The sequence below is a fragment of the Streptomyces sp. NPDC012637 genome (assembly GCF_042954805.1).
Lineage (GTDB): Bacteria > Actinomycetota > Actinomycetes > Streptomycetales > Streptomycetaceae > Streptomyces.
On record NZ_JBIBDS010000001.1, the window covers coordinates 519,430 to 534,810 of the forward strand.

Annotated in this window: 18 protein-coding genes and 2 pseudogenes; 9 read left to right on the plus strand and 11 right to left on the minus strand. The window is 75.1% G+C overall.

Annotated features, from left to right (window positions below):
• Positions 1 to 140 precede the first annotated feature (140 nt).
• The gene (locus ACFY8W_RS02275) at positions 141 to 392 is read left to right on the plus strand and encodes an EF-hand domain-containing protein (protein WP_391099111.1); all 252 of its coding nucleotides are present in this window, start codon (positions 141 to 143) and stop codon (positions 390 to 392) included.
• Positions 393 to 558: 166 nt separating this feature from the next.
• Positions 559 to 1,188: an FCD domain-containing protein gene (locus ACFY8W_RS02280; RefSeq protein ID WP_391101674.1), complete on the plus strand. Its 630-nt coding sequence runs from the start codon at positions 559 to 561 to the stop codon at positions 1,186 to 1,188.
• Between the two features lie 22 nt (positions 1,189 to 1,210).
• Here ACFY8W_RS02280 and ACFY8W_RS02285 read toward each other — a convergent pair whose 3' ends face one another.
• The 6 genes from ACFY8W_RS02285 to ACFY8W_RS02310 all read right to left on the minus strand — a co-directional run bounded on the left by ACFY8W_RS02285 (position 1,211) and on the right by ACFY8W_RS02310 (position 5,031).
• Positions 1,211 to 1,492 (minus strand): hypothetical protein, encoded by a 282-nt coding sequence (locus ACFY8W_RS02285; RefSeq protein ID WP_391099114.1) that lies wholly within the window; start codon positions 1,490 to 1,492, stop codon positions 1,211 to 1,213.
• Between the two features lie 258 nt (positions 1,493 to 1,750).
• Positions 1,751 to 2,533 carry a metallophosphoesterase gene (locus ACFY8W_RS02290; RefSeq protein WP_391099117.1) on the minus strand — a complete coding sequence of 261 codons (783 nt, stop codon included), beginning with the start codon at positions 2,531 to 2,533 and terminating at the stop codon, positions 1,751 to 1,753.
• Positions 2,530 to 2,796 carry a BON domain-containing protein gene (locus tag ACFY8W_RS02295; protein ID WP_391099119.1) on the minus strand — a complete coding sequence of 89 codons (267 nt, stop codon included), beginning with the start codon at positions 2,794 to 2,796 and terminating at the stop codon, positions 2,530 to 2,532. Before ACFY8W_RS02295 ends, ACFY8W_RS02290 begins: the two co-directional genes overlap by 4 nt.
• Positions 2,789 to 3,559 (minus strand): nucleotidyltransferase family protein, encoded by a 771-nt coding sequence (locus ACFY8W_RS02300; RefSeq protein WP_391101676.1) that lies wholly within the window; start codon positions 3,557 to 3,559, stop codon positions 2,789 to 2,791. Before ACFY8W_RS02300 ends, ACFY8W_RS02295 begins: the two co-directional genes overlap by 8 nt.
• A 5-nt stretch (positions 3,560 to 3,564) precedes the next feature.
• The gene (locus ACFY8W_RS02305; protein ID WP_391099122.1) at positions 3,565 to 4,698 is read right to left on the minus strand and encodes an iron-containing redox enzyme family protein; all 1,134 of its coding nucleotides are present in this window, start codon (positions 4,696 to 4,698) and stop codon (positions 3,565 to 3,567) included.
• A 48-nt stretch (positions 4,699 to 4,746) separates the two neighbouring features.
• Positions 4,747 to 5,031, minus strand: coding sequence for a CDGSH iron-sulfur domain-containing protein (locus tag ACFY8W_RS02310; protein WP_391099124.1), 285 nt, complete (start codon positions 5,029 to 5,031; stop codon positions 4,747 to 4,749).
• A 195-nt stretch (positions 5,032 to 5,226) separates the two neighbouring features.
• Between ACFY8W_RS02310 and ACFY8W_RS02315 the strand changes: the two are divergent.
• The 3 genes and pseudogenes from ACFY8W_RS02315 to ACFY8W_RS02325 form a co-directional block, all read left to right on the plus strand.
• Positions 5,227 to 5,685, plus strand: a pseudogene (locus ACFY8W_RS02315) (SRPBCC family protein); the annotation flags it as partial.
• 300 nt (positions 5,686 to 5,985) lie between these two features.
• Positions 5,986 to 7,290, plus strand: coding sequence for a cytochrome P450 (locus tag ACFY8W_RS02320; RefSeq protein ID WP_391099126.1), 1,305 nt, complete (start codon positions 5,986 to 5,988; stop codon positions 7,288 to 7,290).
• Positions 7,283 to 7,990 carry a UdgX family uracil-DNA binding protein gene (locus ACFY8W_RS02325; RefSeq protein ID WP_391099129.1) on the plus strand — a complete coding sequence of 236 codons (708 nt, stop codon included), beginning with the start codon at positions 7,283 to 7,285 and terminating at the stop codon, positions 7,988 to 7,990. Before ACFY8W_RS02320 ends, ACFY8W_RS02325 begins: the two co-directional genes overlap by 8 nt.
• A 258-nt stretch (positions 7,991 to 8,248) precedes the next feature.
• Here the strand turns inward: ACFY8W_RS02325 and ACFY8W_RS02330 are convergent, their stop codons facing one another.
• Positions 8,249 to 8,953 (minus strand): HAD-IA family hydrolase, encoded by a 705-nt coding sequence (locus ACFY8W_RS02330; RefSeq protein ID WP_391099131.1) that lies wholly within the window; start codon positions 8,951 to 8,953, stop codon positions 8,249 to 8,251.
• Positions 8,954 to 9,010: 57 nt separating this feature from the next.
• Complete coding sequence (locus ACFY8W_RS02335) at positions 9,011 to 9,733, minus strand: HemK2/MTQ2 family protein methyltransferase (protein WP_391099134.1); 723 nt, start codon at positions 9,731 to 9,733, stop codon at positions 9,011 to 9,013.
• Positions 9,734 to 9,859: 126 nt separating this feature from the next.
• Here ACFY8W_RS02335 and ACFY8W_RS02340 point away from each other — a divergent pair, with 126 nt between their 5' ends.
• Both ACFY8W_RS02340 and ACFY8W_RS02345 read left to right on the plus strand, forming a co-directional pair.
• Positions 9,860 to 10,336 (plus strand): SRPBCC family protein, encoded by a 477-nt coding sequence (locus tag ACFY8W_RS02340; protein ID WP_391099136.1) that lies wholly within the window; start codon positions 9,860 to 9,862, stop codon positions 10,334 to 10,336.
• Positions 10,337 to 10,407: 71 nt separating this feature from the next.
• The gene (locus ACFY8W_RS02345; RefSeq protein WP_391099139.1) at positions 10,408 to 10,563 is read left to right on the plus strand and encodes a hydrophobic protein; all 156 of its coding nucleotides are present in this window, start codon (positions 10,408 to 10,410) and stop codon (positions 10,561 to 10,563) included.
• A 190-nt stretch (positions 10,564 to 10,753) separates the two neighbouring features.
• Here ACFY8W_RS02345 and ACFY8W_RS02350 read toward each other — a convergent pair whose 3' ends face one another.
• Positions 10,754 to 11,854: a glutamate--cysteine ligase gene (locus ACFY8W_RS02350; protein WP_391099141.1), complete on the minus strand. Its 1,101-nt coding sequence runs from the start codon at positions 11,852 to 11,854 to the stop codon at positions 10,754 to 10,756.
• Positions 11,855 to 11,996: 142 nt separating this feature from the next.
• Here ACFY8W_RS02350 and ACFY8W_RS02355 point away from each other — a divergent pair, with 142 nt between their 5' ends.
• The gene (locus tag ACFY8W_RS02355) at positions 11,997 to 13,112 is read left to right on the plus strand and encodes an SDR family oxidoreductase (protein WP_391099144.1); all 1,116 of its coding nucleotides are present in this window, start codon (positions 11,997 to 11,999) and stop codon (positions 13,110 to 13,112) included.
• Positions 13,109 to 13,660 (plus strand): hypothetical protein, encoded by a 552-nt coding sequence (locus ACFY8W_RS02360; protein ID WP_391099146.1) that lies wholly within the window; start codon positions 13,109 to 13,111, stop codon positions 13,658 to 13,660. Before ACFY8W_RS02355 ends, ACFY8W_RS02360 begins: the two co-directional genes overlap by 4 nt.
• A gap of 134 nt (positions 13,661 to 13,794) precedes the next feature.
• Here the strand turns inward: ACFY8W_RS02360 and ACFY8W_RS02365 are convergent.
• Together ACFY8W_RS02365 and ACFY8W_RS02370 are read right to left on the minus strand one after the other, a co-directional pair.
• Positions 13,795 to 14,268: pseudogene (locus tag ACFY8W_RS02365) on the minus strand (thiamine pyrophosphate-dependent enzyme); the annotation flags it as partial.
• A gap of 121 nt (positions 14,269 to 14,389) precedes the next feature.
• The gene (locus ACFY8W_RS02370; RefSeq protein ID WP_391099149.1) at positions 14,390 to 15,301 is read right to left on the minus strand and encodes a SigB/SigF/SigG family RNA polymerase sigma factor; all 912 of its coding nucleotides are present in this window, start codon (positions 15,299 to 15,301) and stop codon (positions 14,390 to 14,392) included.
• Between the last annotated feature and the right edge of the window lie 80 nt (positions 15,302 to 15,381).

Genomic DNA, 15,381 nt, shown 5'->3' on the forward strand with positions numbered 1-15,381 from the left:
CGGAAGGGGCCGGCGGCCGCCCCGCGGCGTTCGGTCACGGGTCCGGGTCCGGGCCGCGAGGCAACTCGACGGGCGCTTCCGGCGTCCTTCCGGACGACCGGCACACGACCGGCACTCTCGGATGGCGAACAGGACACGCGATGAGCGACAAGGCCCGGATTCTCTTCGACGCGCTCGACCTCGACCACGACGGCACGCTGACGCGCGTCGAGGTCATCGAGGCCCTGCGGGCCAAGGGCCCGACGCTGGTCGCGCGGGGAGTGATCCCCGCGTGGGGCGTGGGGGACGTCGACGCCGCCTCCGCCCTGTTCGACGAGGCCGACGCGAACGGCGACCAGGTCCTCACCCTCGAGGAGTTCACCGCGATCGTGGACCGTCGTTTCGGCTGGTGAGGTCGGCTGCCGGGGTCCCGCGCCCGGCCGACGTATCCTCGCCTTCCCGGCGCGGGACACGGGCGGCGGGCGAGGGACGGTGGCGGACGTGAAGGGGTCGGACCGGGTGGTGGACGGGAACGGCGGCGGTACGGGCTCGAGCGGGTCGGGCGGCGCGACAGCTTCCATGAGCGCGCGGGCGCGGGAGGCGGTGCTCCAGCGGATCGTCGACCGTCGGTACGCGCAGGGCGCGCGGCTGGTCGAGCGGGAGGTCGCCGAGGAGCTCGGCATGTCCCGCGTGCCGGTGCGCGAGGCGCTCCGGGCGCTGGTCGCCGAAGGGCTGCTCGAACTTCTGCCGCACAGCGGTGTCCGCGTCCGGCGGCTCGAGCGCGCCGATGTGGAGCACCTGTACGAGGTCTGGGAGCCGCTCGCGGCCCAGGCCTCCCGGCTCGCGGCACGGGCCGCCGCCGCGGGCGACACCGCGGGGCTCGCCGCCCTCGAGGTCGCGCTGCGGCAGGCGGAGGAGGCCGCTGCGGCGGACGAGGGCACGCGCGAGGTGGCCGCGCACACGGCGTTCCACGACGGGATCGTGGCGATGACCGGCAATCCGCTGCTCGCCCGCACGATGGAGCAGCTGAGCCGGCAGCTGCGGCTGCTGTTCGGGCTGCGCGCGGAGCCCGACCACATGCGGACGCAGCACGCGGAGATGTACCGGCACATCGCCGCCGGTGACGAGGAGGCCGCGGCGGCGAGCACGCTGCTGCACGTGCGGGACAGCAGGGCCGTGGCCCTGCGCTCCCTCTTCGGCACCGACTGACGCCGCGGGGTGCCCCCGGCGGTCACGCCGCCGTGGGACGCGGCGGCGCGTGGGCGGGCCGCACCGGGCCGACGACGCTGAGCGGGATGCCGAGGCTCTCGCAGAGTCTGCGGGCCCGGGAAAGGGCGCTCAGGGAGGCGGGGGACGGATCGTCGGTGGGGAGCTGCACGCGGACCAGCCGCGGGCGGTGCGAGAGCAGCAGGGCCTCGGTCTCCAGGACCGCCGCTCCCCTGCTGGCGACGTCCAGGTCGCGCAGGAGCGAGACGTGCAGAACCCCGTCCTCGAAAGCGTGGCCGATCAGCATGGCGGTCTCCTTCCGACGCTCCGCGAGTTCCTGCCGACGGCACGGGCCATGGCAGGCGGCTCACCGAGTATGGCGAGAAGCGTGCTGCATGCATCCTTTCGTGGGGCGTGTCCGCGGCATTCGCCGCCCCCACCACGGCGGTGGAGTGGAACAGGGCCCGCATGAGCCCCGGGCGCCTCGCCGGGCACGTAGGACAAGGCTAGGCAGACGCCTGTCGTGATCGCACCCGCACGTCGTGTGAAGGCCGTCGGTGCGGGCTCAAGTCCCCGGTCCGCCGTGGCCGTCGGGGTGCAGGTGGTAGAGCGCGAAGGCCCTGCCGATCACGGGCTGCGCGACGTTGCGGACCCGTACGCCGCCGGCCGTCATGCCGTGCTCGGTGCCGAGGTGGGCATGGCCGTGGACGGACAGGTCGGCGCCCGCCGAGTCGATGGCCTCGGCGAGCAGGTAGCTGCCGAGGAACGGGTAGATCTCCAGCGGCTCGCCCGCGAGCGTGTCCGGCACGGGCGAGAAGTGGGTCAGGGCGATGCGCAGGGCGCAGCCGCCCACGGCCAGGTCGCCGAGCGCGGCGGTCAGCCGCTCGGCGCTGAGCCGCGTGGTGCGGACGAAGGCCTTCATCTCGGGCTCCCCGAACTCGCCCGCGCTGCGGCCGACGAAACCGCCGCAGAACCCCTTGGCGCCGGCGACGCCCACCTTGTGGCCGGCGACGCTCAGCACGACGGCCTCTCCTTCCAGGACGGCGACGCCCGCGTCCCGCAGCACCCGCGTGACCTCGGCCTCCTCGCCCGAGTGGTAGTCGTGGTTGCCGAGGACGGCCACGACCGGGACCCCGAGCCCGCGCACCTCTCCCGCCACGACCTCGGCCTCCACCGCGGTGCCGTGCCGGGTCAGGTCGCCGGCGAGCAGCAGCAGGTCGGCGCAGTCGGGGAGGCCGGCGAAGGCCGTGCGCAGCAGACCCTCGCAGTCCTCGCCGAGGTGGATGTCGCCGACGGCCGCGACGCGGACGGCGGCGTCCGCCGCGGACGGGCCCGTGGCGACGCTCATGACAGTTCCTCCCATCGGTCCGGGGGGTCCGAGCAGGCGACTTCGAGGTCCACGCGGACGGTCAGCCCGGCCAGTTCGTCGCGCGCCAGCCGCAGGATCTCGTCCCGGTGGGTGGCGGTGGGCACGGTGCCGGTCAGCAGCACGGCGCTGCCCCGCTGTTCCACCTGGATCCCCAGTTCGGCCAGGTCGTCGCCGGCGAGCCGTTCGCGCAGCCGGGCGATGCGGTACTCGTCCTCGTGGGCGCCGGCGTGCTGCTCAGTCATCGTCGTTCCCTCCGGCGCCCGGCGCGGTCGTGCCCGGGATGACGTCGAGGAGTTCCAGCAGGTACAGGAAGGCGACCGCCATCGGCTTGTCGTGGGTCTCCGCGCGGACCCGGCCCCAGTCGACGCGTTCGCGCAGTCCGCGGGCCACCGGCAGCAGCGGACCGAAGTCGCAGTGGTGCTCGGACAGTGCCGCGAGCCGGCCCACCAGGAGGTCCGTCGGGTCGATCACCGGCATGTGCACCGAGTCCACGGGCAGGGTCCACGCCCGGTCGAGGAGTTCCCTGGTGACGGGCCGTCCGGCGAGGGAGAAGATGAGGTCGATCTCCTCTCCGCCGCTGCGGGCCTTCACCAGCCAGTCCTCGGGCGGCTCCACGATCCGGATGCCACGTCGGCGCAGCAGCCGGGTGACCGTCTCGGCGTCCTCGGCGCGCAGTGCGAAGTCGGTGTCGTGCTGGAGCCTGACCGGGATGCCGTGCGCGTACACCGCGACGCTTCCGACGAGGGCGAAGGGGCAGCCGGAGGTCTTCAGGACGGCGCCGACCTCCTTGGTCGCCTCCAGGATGGCCTGGGTGTGGTCGGCGGGCAGGGTGGGCGGGGGTTCGGCGCCGTGCACCGGGATGTCTTGGTCCTCGGGTGGCAGTCGCACGGCGGAGAGCGGGGGCCGCTCTTCGTCCCTCCTCGGGGCAGGGCCCGGCTGACCGGTGACCGGGTTTGTGGCCGGGCCGGTGGTGGGGCCGGTGGTCGGTCGGCGCGTCGGTTCCATGAGGTTCATGCCTCCTCCTCACGGTCCTCGCCCGGTGCCTCCGCGCGCGACCCGGTGCGGGCCGCGCGCGGCGGGTACGAGGGGTCGTCGGGCCGGGCGTCGCCCGGCACGTCGTCGAGTGGCGCGCGCAGGGCCGTGGTGCCGTTCTCCCAGGCGCGGGTGACGGAGGCGGCGAACACGTCCTCGAGGTGGACGGTGGCTTCCGCGCCGAAGGCCACGTCCGGGGCGAGGTCCGGTTCGTCGGCGAGCAGCCCGCCGACGACCTCGCGCCGCACCAGCTGTTCGTGGACGGCGTCGGCCTCCACGTGTTCGTCGTAGAAGCGCTGCGCGGCCTCGTCCGTGCCGATCCTGCGCATCGCGGCGGCGATCCGGGAGGCGGCGGGCGAGGAGCCGATCTCCAGGGCGGCGAAGTGGCCGACCAGGGCTCCCCGGCGGGCCCGGTGGAGGCCGAGCAGCGACATCAGGTTGGCGTTGGCGAGCGCGGGCGCCCCCACGACCGGCAGATAGTGGCCGTAGGCGGGGTCGAGCCCGAGGGCGCCCAGGAGGTCGGCGTAGAGGCGGGCGTGGATGTGCTCGGCCCGGCCGCAGCCGTACTCGTCGTACTGGATCGTGATCATCCCGGCCTTGGCGCGGCCCTGGAGGCGGGGCACCACCCACAGGTGCGGGTCGGCCTCCCGGAGCTGGTGCACGGAGCGCAGGACGGCGTGTTCCCGCAGGTGGTGCCAGGTGCCGTGACGGATCAGGTAGTGGGAGACGCCGTGCCCTTCGTGCGGTTCCGTCAGCATCGCCTCGAAGACCTCGTCGAGGTCACCCGGCGGCCCGCAGGCGGCGCGCAGCGCGTCCTCGAACCTGCGTTCGAGACGGGTGCGCAGCTCGAGCACGTCCGGGTCCCACTCCGCCTCGTCCGGAACGCCGGCGAAGCCCCGGTAGTGGAGCTCGTAGGCGAGGTGCAGGGCCAGCTGGAGGTCTTCCCCGTACGGGTCGGCGGCCTCGGTGACGCGGCGGCCGGGCAGCGGACCGGTCGCGCCGCGCAGCCGGGCGACCAGCGCCTCGGTCAGCTCGCCGCGCGGCGGGGGCAGCGGGGGGCCGCCGTCCGGGCCGGTGCGTGCGTCCGGCCCCCGCAGGAGTGTGGTGGTCATGTCGCGGCCTCCTCGTGCCGGGTACGAAGGACTGGCGGACGGCGGCGGTCACTCCCGCCGCCCGGTCCCGTCCCGGTCGCGCCGCATCCGGCGCCGGTGGCTGGTGTCGCAGAAGGGCTCCCTGAGGCTGCGACGGCACATGCAGAGCGCGACGACGGGCCGGTCGCTGCGCCGGACGGTTCCGTCGGGGAGCACGATCTCGACCGGGCCCTCGACGAGGAGCGGGCCGTCCGCGACGGGGGTGACCCGCACCGCGGCGGGCCGCCGGGGAGCGGTGTCCCCGTCCCCCGCACGTCGCGCACGTTGCTCGGCGGCACTTACGACAGCGCTCACGGCGCACCTCCGTTCGCTGGGGCGATGTTCTGGCGGATGCCCTGTTCCGCCGCCGGTATGCCCGGCACGCGTGCGGGCGGCAGGACGGGGTAGTCGCAGGCGTCCACGGACCGTGGAACCGACGGGACGAGGAGCACGGGGACGAGCCGGCCGGCGGACGGGCAGGCAGGCGGACGAGGAGACGAGGAGACGGTCATGAGCATGGTGCAGGAGACGATCAGGGTCACGGCGCCGCTGCACGACGTCTACGGGCAGTGGACCCAGTTCGAGGAGTTCCCGAGGTTCATGGACGGGGTCGAGGAGGTACGGCAGCTGGACGACCGGCACTGCCACTGGCGCACCCGCGTGGCGGGCGTGGCCCGGGAGTTCGACACGGAGATCGTCGACCAGCTGCCCGACGAACGCATCTCCTGGCGCACGGTGGGCGGCGACGTGAAGCAGAAGGGCGTCGTCACCTTCCAGCGCCTCGACGACACGCACACGAGGGTGAGCCTGGCCATGGACGTCGAGCCGCAGGGCATGGTCGAGAGGGCCGGTGACGCCCTCGGCTTCCTGGAGAGCCGGGTCCAGGGCGACCTGATGCGCTTCAAGAAGTTCATCGAGGAGCAGGACGGCGCGACCGGCAGCTGGCGCGGCCGGCTCCGGCCGGAGGACTCCACCGGCGAGGCCGCCGCGGCACCGTCGGCCGGCGAGCCGGCCCCGCCTCCCGAACGGCCCGGCCCCTACCCCGGCCCGCTCCCGGACGAGCCCGGCGGCGCGCCCCACATCTGACGCGGCCCGTTCGCCTCGCACGGCCAGCGTGCGCCCCGGACGGCCCGGTGCGCCCGGACGAACGCCCAGGGCGAGCCCGGTACGACGACGGTGAGCCGGTACGGCCCGGTGAGCCCCGTACGACGACGGTGAGCCCGTACCACCACGGTGAGCCCGTACGACCACGGTGAAGGGAGACGGACCATGTGCCCGTCCAACCCCGTCGGCGCCCCGCCGCGATCCGGCGCCGACCGCACGCTCGGCCTGCTCCTGAAGGGATACGGGTGGCTGCCCGGACTGCGCCGGGACGCTCCCGGCGACGGCCCGGTGGCGACCCGGCTGTTCGGGCGGCCGGTCCGGGTGCTGCGCGGCCCGGACGCGGTCGCCTACTTCTACGACGAGCAGCACGCGCGACGCGCCGGAGCACTGCCCGGGCCCGTCCTCGACACCCTCTTCGGCCGGGGCGCGGTGCACACCCTCGACGGTCCGCGACACCGGGCCCGCAAGTCGATGTTCCTGTCCCTGCTGACCGCTCCGGAGGCGGTCGAAGCGCTGGCCAGGGGCGCGGCGGCGGGCTTCCGGGAGCGGCTCGGCGAACAGGACGGCGCGGAGGTCTCGCTCTTCGACGAGGGCGCGCTTGTCCTCGCCCGCGCCGTCCGCGACTGGGCGGGGCTGCCCGGGTACGACTCCGCGGGCACCGCGCGCCTCGCCCGGGACTGCGTGGCGATGGTCGACGGTTTCGCCACGCCCGGGCCGCGGCATCTGCGCGCCCGCCGGGCGCGGGCGCGGCAGGAGGACCTGCTCGGCGCGGAGGTCGTACGGGTCCGGGCCGCGCCGGCACCGGCCGGTCCGCCGCGCACGCCCTTCGAGGCGGTGGTGGCGCACCGGGACGCCGACGGACTCCCGCTCACTCCGGCCACCGCCGCCGTGGAGCTGCTCAACATCGCCCGGCCCACGGTGGCGATCACCTGGTACCTGACCTTCGCCGCGCACGCGATGTGCCGGCGCCCCGCCGTACGGCGACGGCTCGCGGCCGACGAGCCCGTCGGGTTCGCCACCGCCTTCGCCCACGAGGTGCGCCGCTTCTACCCGTTCGTGCCGTTCGTGGGCGCGCTCGCGCCCGAGGGCCTGGTCCTGGACGGGGAGCGGGTGCCGGACGGCACGCTGCTGCTCCTCGACGTGTACGGGCGGAACCACGACCCCGCCCTCTGGGAGGAGCCGTACCGCTTCGTCCCCGACCGGTTCCTGGGCACGTCCCCGCACACCGACGCCCTGGTTCCGCAGGGCGGCGGCCCGCGCGACGGCCACCGCTGCCCCGGCGAGGACATCACCGTCGCCGTCCTCGCCGGACTGGCCCGTGAACTGGCCCGGACCGGCTTCACCGTCCCGGAGCAGGACCTGCGCATCCCGCTGAACCGGATCCCGCCCCGGCCGCGCGACGGCCTGCGGATCGTCGTCGGCTCCGAGCGTGATCCCGTGCTCGCGCGGGAGGTGTGCGGCCATGACTAGCCGCTCCGGTCCCGCGGCCGCCGTGGAGACACACGACGACGGGACGTACGACGACGAGCGGTACGACGCGACGCCGTTCCTGCCGCGGCGCGGCGGGCTGCCGGCGCACCGCCGGGCGGCGGCCGACTGCCGGGGCTGTCCCCTCCACCGGGACGCGAGCGGCACCGTCTTCGGGCGGGGCCCGGCGCACGCCCGGCTGATGCTGGTGGGCGAACAGCCCGGCGACCGCGAGGACCAGGAGGGCAGGGCCTTCGTGGGACCCGCTGGGCGGCTCCTCTCGCGGGCGCTGCGCGACGCGGGCATCGACGAGGACGACGTGTACCTCACGAACGCGGTCAAGCACTTCAAGTTCACCGAGGAAGAGACCCGCAAGCGCCGGATCCACAAGGCGCCCAGTCTGCGCGAGACGCTGGCCTGCCGGCCGTGGCTGCTCGCCGAGCTCAGGCTCGTCTCCCCGGAGCTGATCGTCACCCTCGGCGCCACCGCCGGCCGCTCGCTGCTCGGCCCGTCCTTCCGGGTGGGCACCGACCGGGGCGTGCCGCAGGCGCTGCCGGAGGCCGGCGAGGAGGCCGTCGACGCGGCCGGAGGGATCCGGGTGCTGCCGACCGTGCACCCGTCGGCGGTGCTCAGGTCGCGGGACCGGGAGGAGATGTACGCGGGCCTCGTCGCCGACCTGCGCGCGGCGGCCGAGGCCCTGTGACCCGCGAGGGTTCCGCGCCGCGGCGGCCCTGTGACCCGCGAGGGTTCCGCGCCGCGGCGCGGCGGCCGGGCGCCGCGTGCGGGCTCACCCGGCGGTCACCCGGGGCTCGGCCGGGGCCAGGCTCATATGACCCTCACCCGGGTTCATCCATGCCGGGGCCCACTCCGGTCCGGGGCTCATACGACCCTCGCCCGGGTTCATCCGGGCAGGCTCATCCGGCGGTTCGCCGCCTCCGCGGCCCGCCCGGAGCTCCGGCCCTCACCCGGCGGGCCGCTCCGGCGGCCGGGAGAGCGGGCTCGTGTCGATGCGGCGCAGCAGGGCCATGGGGTCCTCGCACACGAGCACCGCGCCCGCGTCCTCCAGTTCGGCGCGCGAGGTGCCGCCGGTCAGCAGCCCGATGCAGGGCAGGCCGGCGCGTCCGGCGGCCTCGACGTCCCACACGGTGTCGCCGACGAACACGGCGTCCTCGGGCTCGGCGCCCACCGCCCGCAGGGCGGCCTCCACGAGGTCGGGAGCGGGTTTGGTCGTGTCGACGTCGCCACCCGAGGTGACCGCGTCGATCACCTCGTCGGCGTCGAGCCGCCCGCGGACGGCGGCCACCTCCTCCTCGGAGGCCGAGCTGGCGAGCACCACCTGCCAGCCGCGCGCGGCCACGGCGCGCAGCAGCTCCGTGGCGCCCTCGAAGGGCCGGAGGTTGTCGTACCAGGCGGCGTAGAGGGCGCCGTGCGCGTCGGCGACGGCGCGGTCCTCCTCGCGCCGCCGGCGTGAACCGAGCACCTCGTCGAGGAGGCGGTCGGCGCCCATGCCGATCGCGCGGTGGATACGGGCCATGGGCACGTCGTGGCCATGCCGGCGCAGTGCCTGCCACCAGGCGAGGGTGTGCAGGTAGTTGGTGTCCATGAGGGTCCCGTCGACGTCGAACAAGGCGGCGCCCCGGGGCGCCCGTGCCCCACGCGTGGTCATCGTGTCCTCCTCAGGCCGCGCCCGCGGGCGACGACCGCCGGCGGGCGGCGGGTCCGGTCATGCCGCTTCGCGGTCGCGACTGCCCGGCATCGCCGCGGGCATGCGGGCCGCCGGGTCGCGGACCGCCCGGACCACCACCAGCACCTCGCTGGTCGTCCCGGGCGCGACCAGTCCTCGTCGCTCGAACCAGGCGGCCCGCTCCGTCATGACGGGCCCGAAGGGCTGGGTCCGCCGGGCGGCGACACCGGCCCGGAGGCCGGCCCGGCGCAGCGCTGCGAGGGTGGCGGGCACTCCGCTGAGCGAGGACTGGACGACGAGCAGCACGCCGCTGGGCGCCAGGACCGCGGGGACGGCGCGGCAGATCCGGTCGAGCAGGAGCCGCCCGTCGGGGCCGGCGTCCCAGGCGCGGCACGCGCCTCTGGCGGGTCCTTCCGGCGCGGCGGCGGGCACGTAGGGCGGGTTGACGGTGACGAGGCCGAAGCGCTCGCCGGTCACCGGTTCCGTGAGGTCGCCGCGCAGGACCCGGACCCGGCAGTGGTGGAGCCGGGCGTTGCACCGTGCCGCGGCGACGGCCGCGCCGGAGATGTCGGCCGCGGTCGCCTCGGCACCCCTGCGGGCCGCGGCGAGGGCGAGGATCCCGGTGCCGGTGCACAGGTCGAGCGAACGGACGCCCGGCTCGATCCGCTCGCGGGCGAGGCACTCCAGGAGGAGGGCGGTGTCGCCCTGCGGGGCGTAGACACCGGGCGGTCTGATCAGCCGCGTCGCGGCGTTCGTGGTCATTCCGCGCGAGTACCCGGCCGCGGCCCTGACACTCGGCCGGCGCGCGGTTCGGGCGCCCACGGTTACGGACGCCGACCGCGGGTACCCGCGCTCCGACCGGCCCTTGCGGGCCAGGGAGGTGGAGACATGGTGCACGCCACGATCGAGGTGGACGCCCCGCTGCGCGAGGTCTACGACCAGTGGACGCAGTTCGAGGAGTTCCCGCGCTTCATGGACGGCGTCGAGGAGGTCCGTCAGCTCGACGACCGGCACTGCCACTGGCGGACGGTGATCGCCGGAGTGACCCGGGAGTTCGACACGGAGATCGTCGACCAGCTGCCCGACGAGCGCATCTCGTGGCGCACGGTCGGCGGCGACGTGGGACAGAGGGGCGTCGTCACCTTCGTACGGGCCGACGACGGCCACACCCGCGTGGACCTGGCCATGGAGGTGGAGCCCCGGAGCCTGGCCGACAAGGCCGGAATGGCCGTCGGCGTGGTCGACAGCCGGGTCGAAGGGGACCTGCACCGCTTCAAGCAGTTCATCGAGGACCGCGACCGCGCGACCGGCGGCTGGCGCGGGCGGCTCCGCCCGGCGGACAGCGACTCCGCTACGGAGCTCTGACGCGGGACACGTGCCGCATGCCCTCGACCGGCCCGCGCGCGGCCGGTCCGAATCCACTCAGGAGACTCGTCATGATTCCCTTGCTCATCGTCCTGCTCGTGATCCTCGTGCTCTTCGGCACCGGCTTCGCCCTCGACGTGCTGTGGTGGCTCGCCCTCGCGCTGCTCGTGGTGTGGGTGCTGGGATTCTTCTTCCGCTCCGCGGACCGTCGCTGGTACCGCTGGTGACATCCGCTCGGCCAACGGCGCCGGCCTTCGGGCCGGCGCCCGGCCGTGTGGCCGTGTGGCCGTCGGTTCGACTCGACACGACGGAGCCGGGAGGTCACGGGGCCGGGCCGGACGACCTGACCGGCCGACCTGACCGGACGCCCCGAAGAAACGCCGACCTGAAGGAAGGCCGACGCGAGCGGCCCGGTCGTCAGGACCGGGCCGTCTGCTGCGCGAGCGCGTCCACCACGTCGCTGAGGAGGCCCTGGCGGCGGTATGCGGCGCGCTGCCGGGTCGCTCCGACGCCGTGGGCGCGGATGCCGTGCCACTGGCACAGCACCCGGGCCGTGTCGCCGGTGCGGTCGAGCTCGGGCCGCACCCGTTCGACGAGCCGGTCGACGAGCTCCGCGGCGGGTCGCTCGGCACCGGTGCACGGATCGAGGCCGTACCCGGAGAGCCCGTAACGGGCGGCCAGTTCGTGCGCGAGCAGCAGCCGGCGCAGCGGCGTCCGCTGCACCGGGCGGCCCGCCTGCTCCTCGGCCAGCAGGGTCGCGGCGAGGGCGCGGACGAGGGCCGCGACCATGACGACGGTGTCCACGTCGGCGTTGGAGTCGGCGACGCGGATCTCCAGGGTGGGCACGTGCTCCGACGGCCGGGCGTGCCAGTACACCATCCGCCGGTCGAGCAGGGTGCCGGTGCGCACCAGCTCGGCGACGTGCGCGAGGTAGCGGGGCTCGTCGAGGTCGGGCGCGGGCCCGACGGTGGGCCAGTTCGCGTACTCGACGGAGCGCCAGCTGGCGAAGCCCGTGTCCCGCCGCCGCGCGAAGGGCGAGTTGGCGGTGACGGACTGGAGCACCGGCAGCCACGGCGCCATGCGGCGGGAGAGGGCGAGCGCGAGCTCGCGGTCGAGGGTGCCGACGTGGATGTGGCAGCCGCAGACGAGGCCGTCGACGGTGTTGAAGCGGGAGGCGAACTGCCGGGCCATCCGCCGGTAGCGTTCGGTGTCGGTGATGGTCAGCGGTTGTGGGGGCGGCACCACCGGAGTGCCGGTGGCGATCGGCAGGCAGTGCTCCGCGCGGGCGGCGGTGCCCACGACCGACCGCAGCCCGACCAGCTCGTCCCGCAGGTCACGGCACGACGCGGTGGGCTGGGTCATCGTCTCGATCTGGGCGTTGAAGAACTCGTTCTGGACCTGGTCGCCCAGGACCCGGGCGGCGGACGTGATGACGTCCGGGGCCCGGTCGACGGGGGCGCGGCTCGCCAGGTCCACGAGGACGAATTCCTCCTCGACTCCCATGGTCAGGTGCTTCATGGCCGTCTCCTCGCTTCGGCCCGCGTCTACCCGGTGAGCGGCGTTCCACCCGCGTCCCTGGCCGCCAGGCGTGTTCTGCCGGGGCCGGGGCACTCGCCCGGTGGGGGTCGTGTGCCGGTGCCGGGGGCCTAGGAGCGTGATCATGATCAGGACGTCGGACCTCCTGTCCTTCCTGGAGGGCCTGGTCGTACTGCGTACGACACGGGGCGGGGCGCGGCCGTTCGAGGGGCGCACGGTGGTCGTGACGGGCGCGAGCGCGGGCGTGGGGCGGGCCACGGCGCGGGCTTTCGGCGCGGCCGGGGCCCGGGTGGCGTTGCTCGCCCGCGGCCGGGTGGGTCTGGAAGCGGCGGCCGAGGAGGTCGAGGGCGCCGGCGGCGAGGCCCTGGTGGTGCCGGTGGACGTGGCGGTCCCGTGGATGGTGGAGGAGGCCGCCGAGCTGGCGGAGAGCCGTCTGGGGCCGCTGGACGTGTGGGTGAACGGAGCGTTCACCTCCGTCTTCGCCCCGTTCCTGTCCGCTTCTCCCGACGAGTACGAGCGGGTCACGGAGGTGACCTATCTCGGCTGCGTCAACGGGACACGGGCGGCGTTGCGGCGCATGCTGCCGCGCGACTCGGGCGCCGTCGTCCAGATCGGCTCGGCCCTCGGCGAGGCGTCCGTGCCGCTCCAGGCGGCGTACTGCGGGGCGAAGCACGCGATCAACGGCTTCACGGCCTCGGTACGGCTCGAACTGCTGCACCGGCACAGCCGGGTGGCCGTCACGGTCGTGCAGCTGCCCGCCGTGAACACGCCGCAGTTCTCGTGGGCGCTGTCCAGGCTGCCGCACCGGCCGCGCCCGGTGGCGCCGGTTTTCCAGCCCGAGGTTGCGGCCCGGGCCGTGGTGCACGCCGCCCTGCACCCACGGCGCAAGGAGTACCGGGTCGGCGCGTCCACGGCGGCCGCGGTGCTGGCCCGCCGGGCGGTGCCCGGCCTCCCGGACCGTTACACGGCGCGTACCGGCTACGACTCCCAGCAGAGCGACCGGCCCGCCACGGCCGACGGTCCGCACAACCTCTGGATGCCTCTGGACGGCCCCGACGGGCGGGACCACGGCGCCCACGGCGACTTCGACGCGGAGTCCGCCGGGCGTTCCCCGTACACCGCCCTGGCGCGGCATCCGGTGACCGTCGCGTCCGCCGTGGGCGCGTCGGTGGTGGGCGCGTCCGCGCTCGCGGCCCGTGCCCTGCGGGCCGGCGCGACGAAAGGCGGTGACCGGCCGTGACCGGTTTCGAACTCCTTGACGTCTCCTTGCACACGGAGGAGCTGGGGCGGCTTGCGGTGCCGCGGAACGACCGCCCCGAGGAGGCCGAGCCGATCGCGCTCCCCGAGGGCACGGTGGTCAGTGTGGGTCTCACGTTCCGGCTGGGCCGGGAGATCGACGGGCTGGCCTTCGAGGAGTCCCTGGCCATGGACGGCAAGGTGCTCACGACGACGCGGACCGTCCTCGGCGGCTTCCGGACCGGCGGCCCGTACGAGATACGGCTCCCCCCGGAACGCCTGCCGGTGGGCCGGGCGCACTGCGGGGTGTACACGGTGACCGGCCGCTTCACGGACGGGGAGGGCCGGGAGCTGGCGGACGAGGGGTACCGGATGCGGCTGGAGCACCGGCCGGCGCCGCGCTCGGGCCCGCTGCACACGGCACCGCCGCACCCCGCGTCTCCTCGTCCCGGCTCGCCGCCTCCGGCGTCCCCGCGTCCCGCTCCGCCGTCGGGCACGGGCGACGCGGCCTCCGCCCCGGCCGCCCCGGGCCCGGCCGCCCCGGCGGCCTGAGCCGCGCCGCATCCGGACAGCCCTACGGCGGCCCGTCACGCGGCACGCGGACACGTCGGCCCGGGCTCGGCACCGCCACCCGCCCGGCGGATGCTGCGGACCGGTGATCGGCCCGGGCAGGTCGTGCGCCGCGCTCATCGTCCGCCGGGCCGGCGCGGCAGCAGTTCCTGGGCCTTGGCCTTGAGGCCCTGCATCACCACGTGGCCCCGGTGGCCGTCGCCGTGGGCGAGGGAGGCGAGGGTGGCCTCGATCTGCTCCCAGGTGGCGTGCGGAGGGATGGGCGGCACGGCCGGGTCGGTGCGGAAGTCCAGGACCGTGGGGCCGTCCGCGGACAGGGCCTGGCGCCAGGCGTCCTCGACGTCCTCCGGGCCGGTGACGCGGATGCCGTCCACGCCGAGGGAACCGGCGAACCCGGCGTAGGGCACGTCCGGGATGGACTGGGAGGGCCCGTAGAGCGGCGTGCCGCCCATGGCGCGCAGTTCCCGGCTGACCTGGTTGAGGTCCTGGTTGTTCCGGACGGCGACGACCAGCCGGGGGTCGGTCCATTCGTCGGCGCACTTGGCGACGGTCACCAGTTCCGCCATGCCGTTCATCTGCATGACGCGGTCGCGGCAGCACCCCGGTGCGGTAGGAGTCGGAGAAGCCGCGCTGTTCGGGCCCCGTCCGGCCGGTGTGGACCCGGTCGATGCCGGCGTCGGCGACGTGGAGGTGGTGTGGGGCGGGCGGCGGTCAGCCCTCGTCGGCGCGCGGCGCGGCAGGCGCGTCGTCGGCGAGGAGTCCGGTCCGCAGTTCGCCCAGGATGCGGGTGAGCAGGCGGGAGATGTGCATCTGCGAGAGGCCGAGTCGGGCGCCTATCTCGGCCTGGGTGAGGTCCTCACCGAAGCGCAGCGAGAGGATCGTGCGGTCCCGTGCGTCGAGGCGGGCGATGAGCGGCTTCAGGGAGGCGAAGTCCTCGATCAGCTCGTACGAGGGCTCGGAAGCGGCGAGCCGGCGCGAGCCGGTGCGCGGCGGGTCGCCCTCGTCGGCGACGGAGGCGTCCAGGGAGCGGGCGGTGTAGCCGCGGGCGGCGAGTTCGCCTTCGGCGACGCGCTCCTCGGTGACGTGCAGGTGGTCGGCCATCTCGGCGCGGGTGGGCCGGTGGCCGAGGCTCTGCTCCAGGGCGTCGGCGGCCTTGGCCATGTCGATGCGGAGCTCCTGGAGTCGCCGGGGCACCCGGACGGCCCAGGTGGTGTCCCGGAAGAAACGCTTCATCTCGCCGACGACGGTGGGGAGCGCGAACGCGGAGAACTCGATGCCGCGCTCCGGGTCGAAGCGGTCGATGGCCTTGATCAGGCCGATCGTGCCGACCTGGACGATGTCCTCGCGCTGCTCGGGCCGGTTCTTGAAGCGCCGGGCCGCGAACCGTACGAGGCTCAGGTTCAGCTCGACGAGGGTGTTGCGTACGTACGCGTGCTCGGGCGTTCCGGGCTCCAGTTCGCGCAGCCGGTCGAGGAGCGCGGTGGAGAGCGTCTGCGCGTCGTCGGTGGAGACCTGGGTGGGCCGGTCGATCTCGGGCAGTCCGTCCAGCGCGTCGCGGCGCACGGTGGCCGCCGGGGTGGGGCGGACGGGGCTGCGACGTGTCGGCGTCGCGTTCCTGGGCATGGGGCTCCTTCGACGGTGGCGATGGGCCTGCGCCTCGCGGGATGCGGGGCGGGGGTCCGTCGGTCGAGCATCTGAGGTAA

What these genes read in the sequence shown, in the direction of transcription:
- ACFY8W_RS02275 (WP_391099111.1), top strand. Translation starts at nt 141, where the DNA reads ATGAGCGACAAGGCCCGGATTCTCTTCGACGCGCTCGACCTCGACCAC.
- ACFY8W_RS02280 (WP_391101674.1), top strand. Translation starts at nt 559, where the DNA reads ATGAGCGCGCGGGCGCGGGAGGCGGTGCTCCAGCGGATCGTCGACCGT.
- ACFY8W_RS02285 (WP_391099114.1), bottom strand. Translation starts at nt 1,492, where the DNA reads ATGCTGATCGGCCACGCTTTCGAGGACGGGGTTCTGCACGTCTCGCTC.
- ACFY8W_RS02290 (WP_391099117.1), bottom strand. Translation starts at nt 2,533, where the DNA reads ATGAGCGTCGCCACGGGCCCGTCCGCGGCGGACGCCGCCGTCCGCGTC.
- ACFY8W_RS02295 (WP_391099119.1), bottom strand. Translation starts at nt 2,796, where the DNA reads ATGACTGAGCAGCACGCCGGCGCCCACGAGGACGAGTACCGCATCGCC.
- ACFY8W_RS02300 (WP_391101676.1), bottom strand. Translation starts at nt 3,559, where the DNA reads ATGGAACCGACGCGCCGACCGACCACCGGCCCCACCACCGGCCCGGCC.
- ACFY8W_RS02305 (WP_391099122.1), bottom strand. Translation starts at nt 4,698, where the DNA reads ATGACCACCACACTCCTGCGGGGGCCGGACGCACGCACCGGCCCGGAC.
- ACFY8W_RS02320 (WP_391099126.1), top strand. Translation starts at nt 5,986, where the DNA reads ATGTGCCCGTCCAACCCCGTCGGCGCCCCGCCGCGATCCGGCGCCGAC.
- ACFY8W_RS02325 (WP_391099129.1), top strand. Translation starts at nt 7,283, where the DNA reads ATGACTAGCCGCTCCGGTCCCGCGGCCGCCGTGGAGACACACGACGAC.
- ACFY8W_RS02330 (WP_391099131.1), bottom strand. Translation starts at nt 8,953, where the DNA reads ATGACCACGCGTGGGGCACGGGCGCCCCGGGGCGCCGCCTTGTTCGAC.
- ACFY8W_RS02335 (WP_391099134.1), bottom strand. Translation starts at nt 9,733, where the DNA reads ATGACCACGAACGCCGCGACGCGGCTGATCAGACCGCCCGGTGTCTAC.
- ACFY8W_RS02340 (WP_391099136.1), top strand. Translation starts at nt 9,860, where the DNA reads ATGGTGCACGCCACGATCGAGGTGGACGCCCCGCTGCGCGAGGTCTAC.
- ACFY8W_RS02345 (WP_391099139.1), top strand. Translation starts at nt 10,408, where the DNA reads ATGATTCCCTTGCTCATCGTCCTGCTCGTGATCCTCGTGCTCTTCGGC.
- ACFY8W_RS02350 (WP_391099141.1), bottom strand. Translation starts at nt 11,854, where the DNA reads ATGAAGCACCTGACCATGGGAGTCGAGGAGGAATTCGTCCTCGTGGAC.
- ACFY8W_RS02355 (WP_391099144.1), top strand. Translation starts at nt 11,997, where the DNA reads ATGATCAGGACGTCGGACCTCCTGTCCTTCCTGGAGGGCCTGGTCGTA.
- ACFY8W_RS02370 (WP_391099149.1), bottom strand. Translation starts at nt 15,301, where the DNA reads ATGCCCAGGAACGCGACGCCGACACGTCGCAGCCCCGTCCGCCCCACC.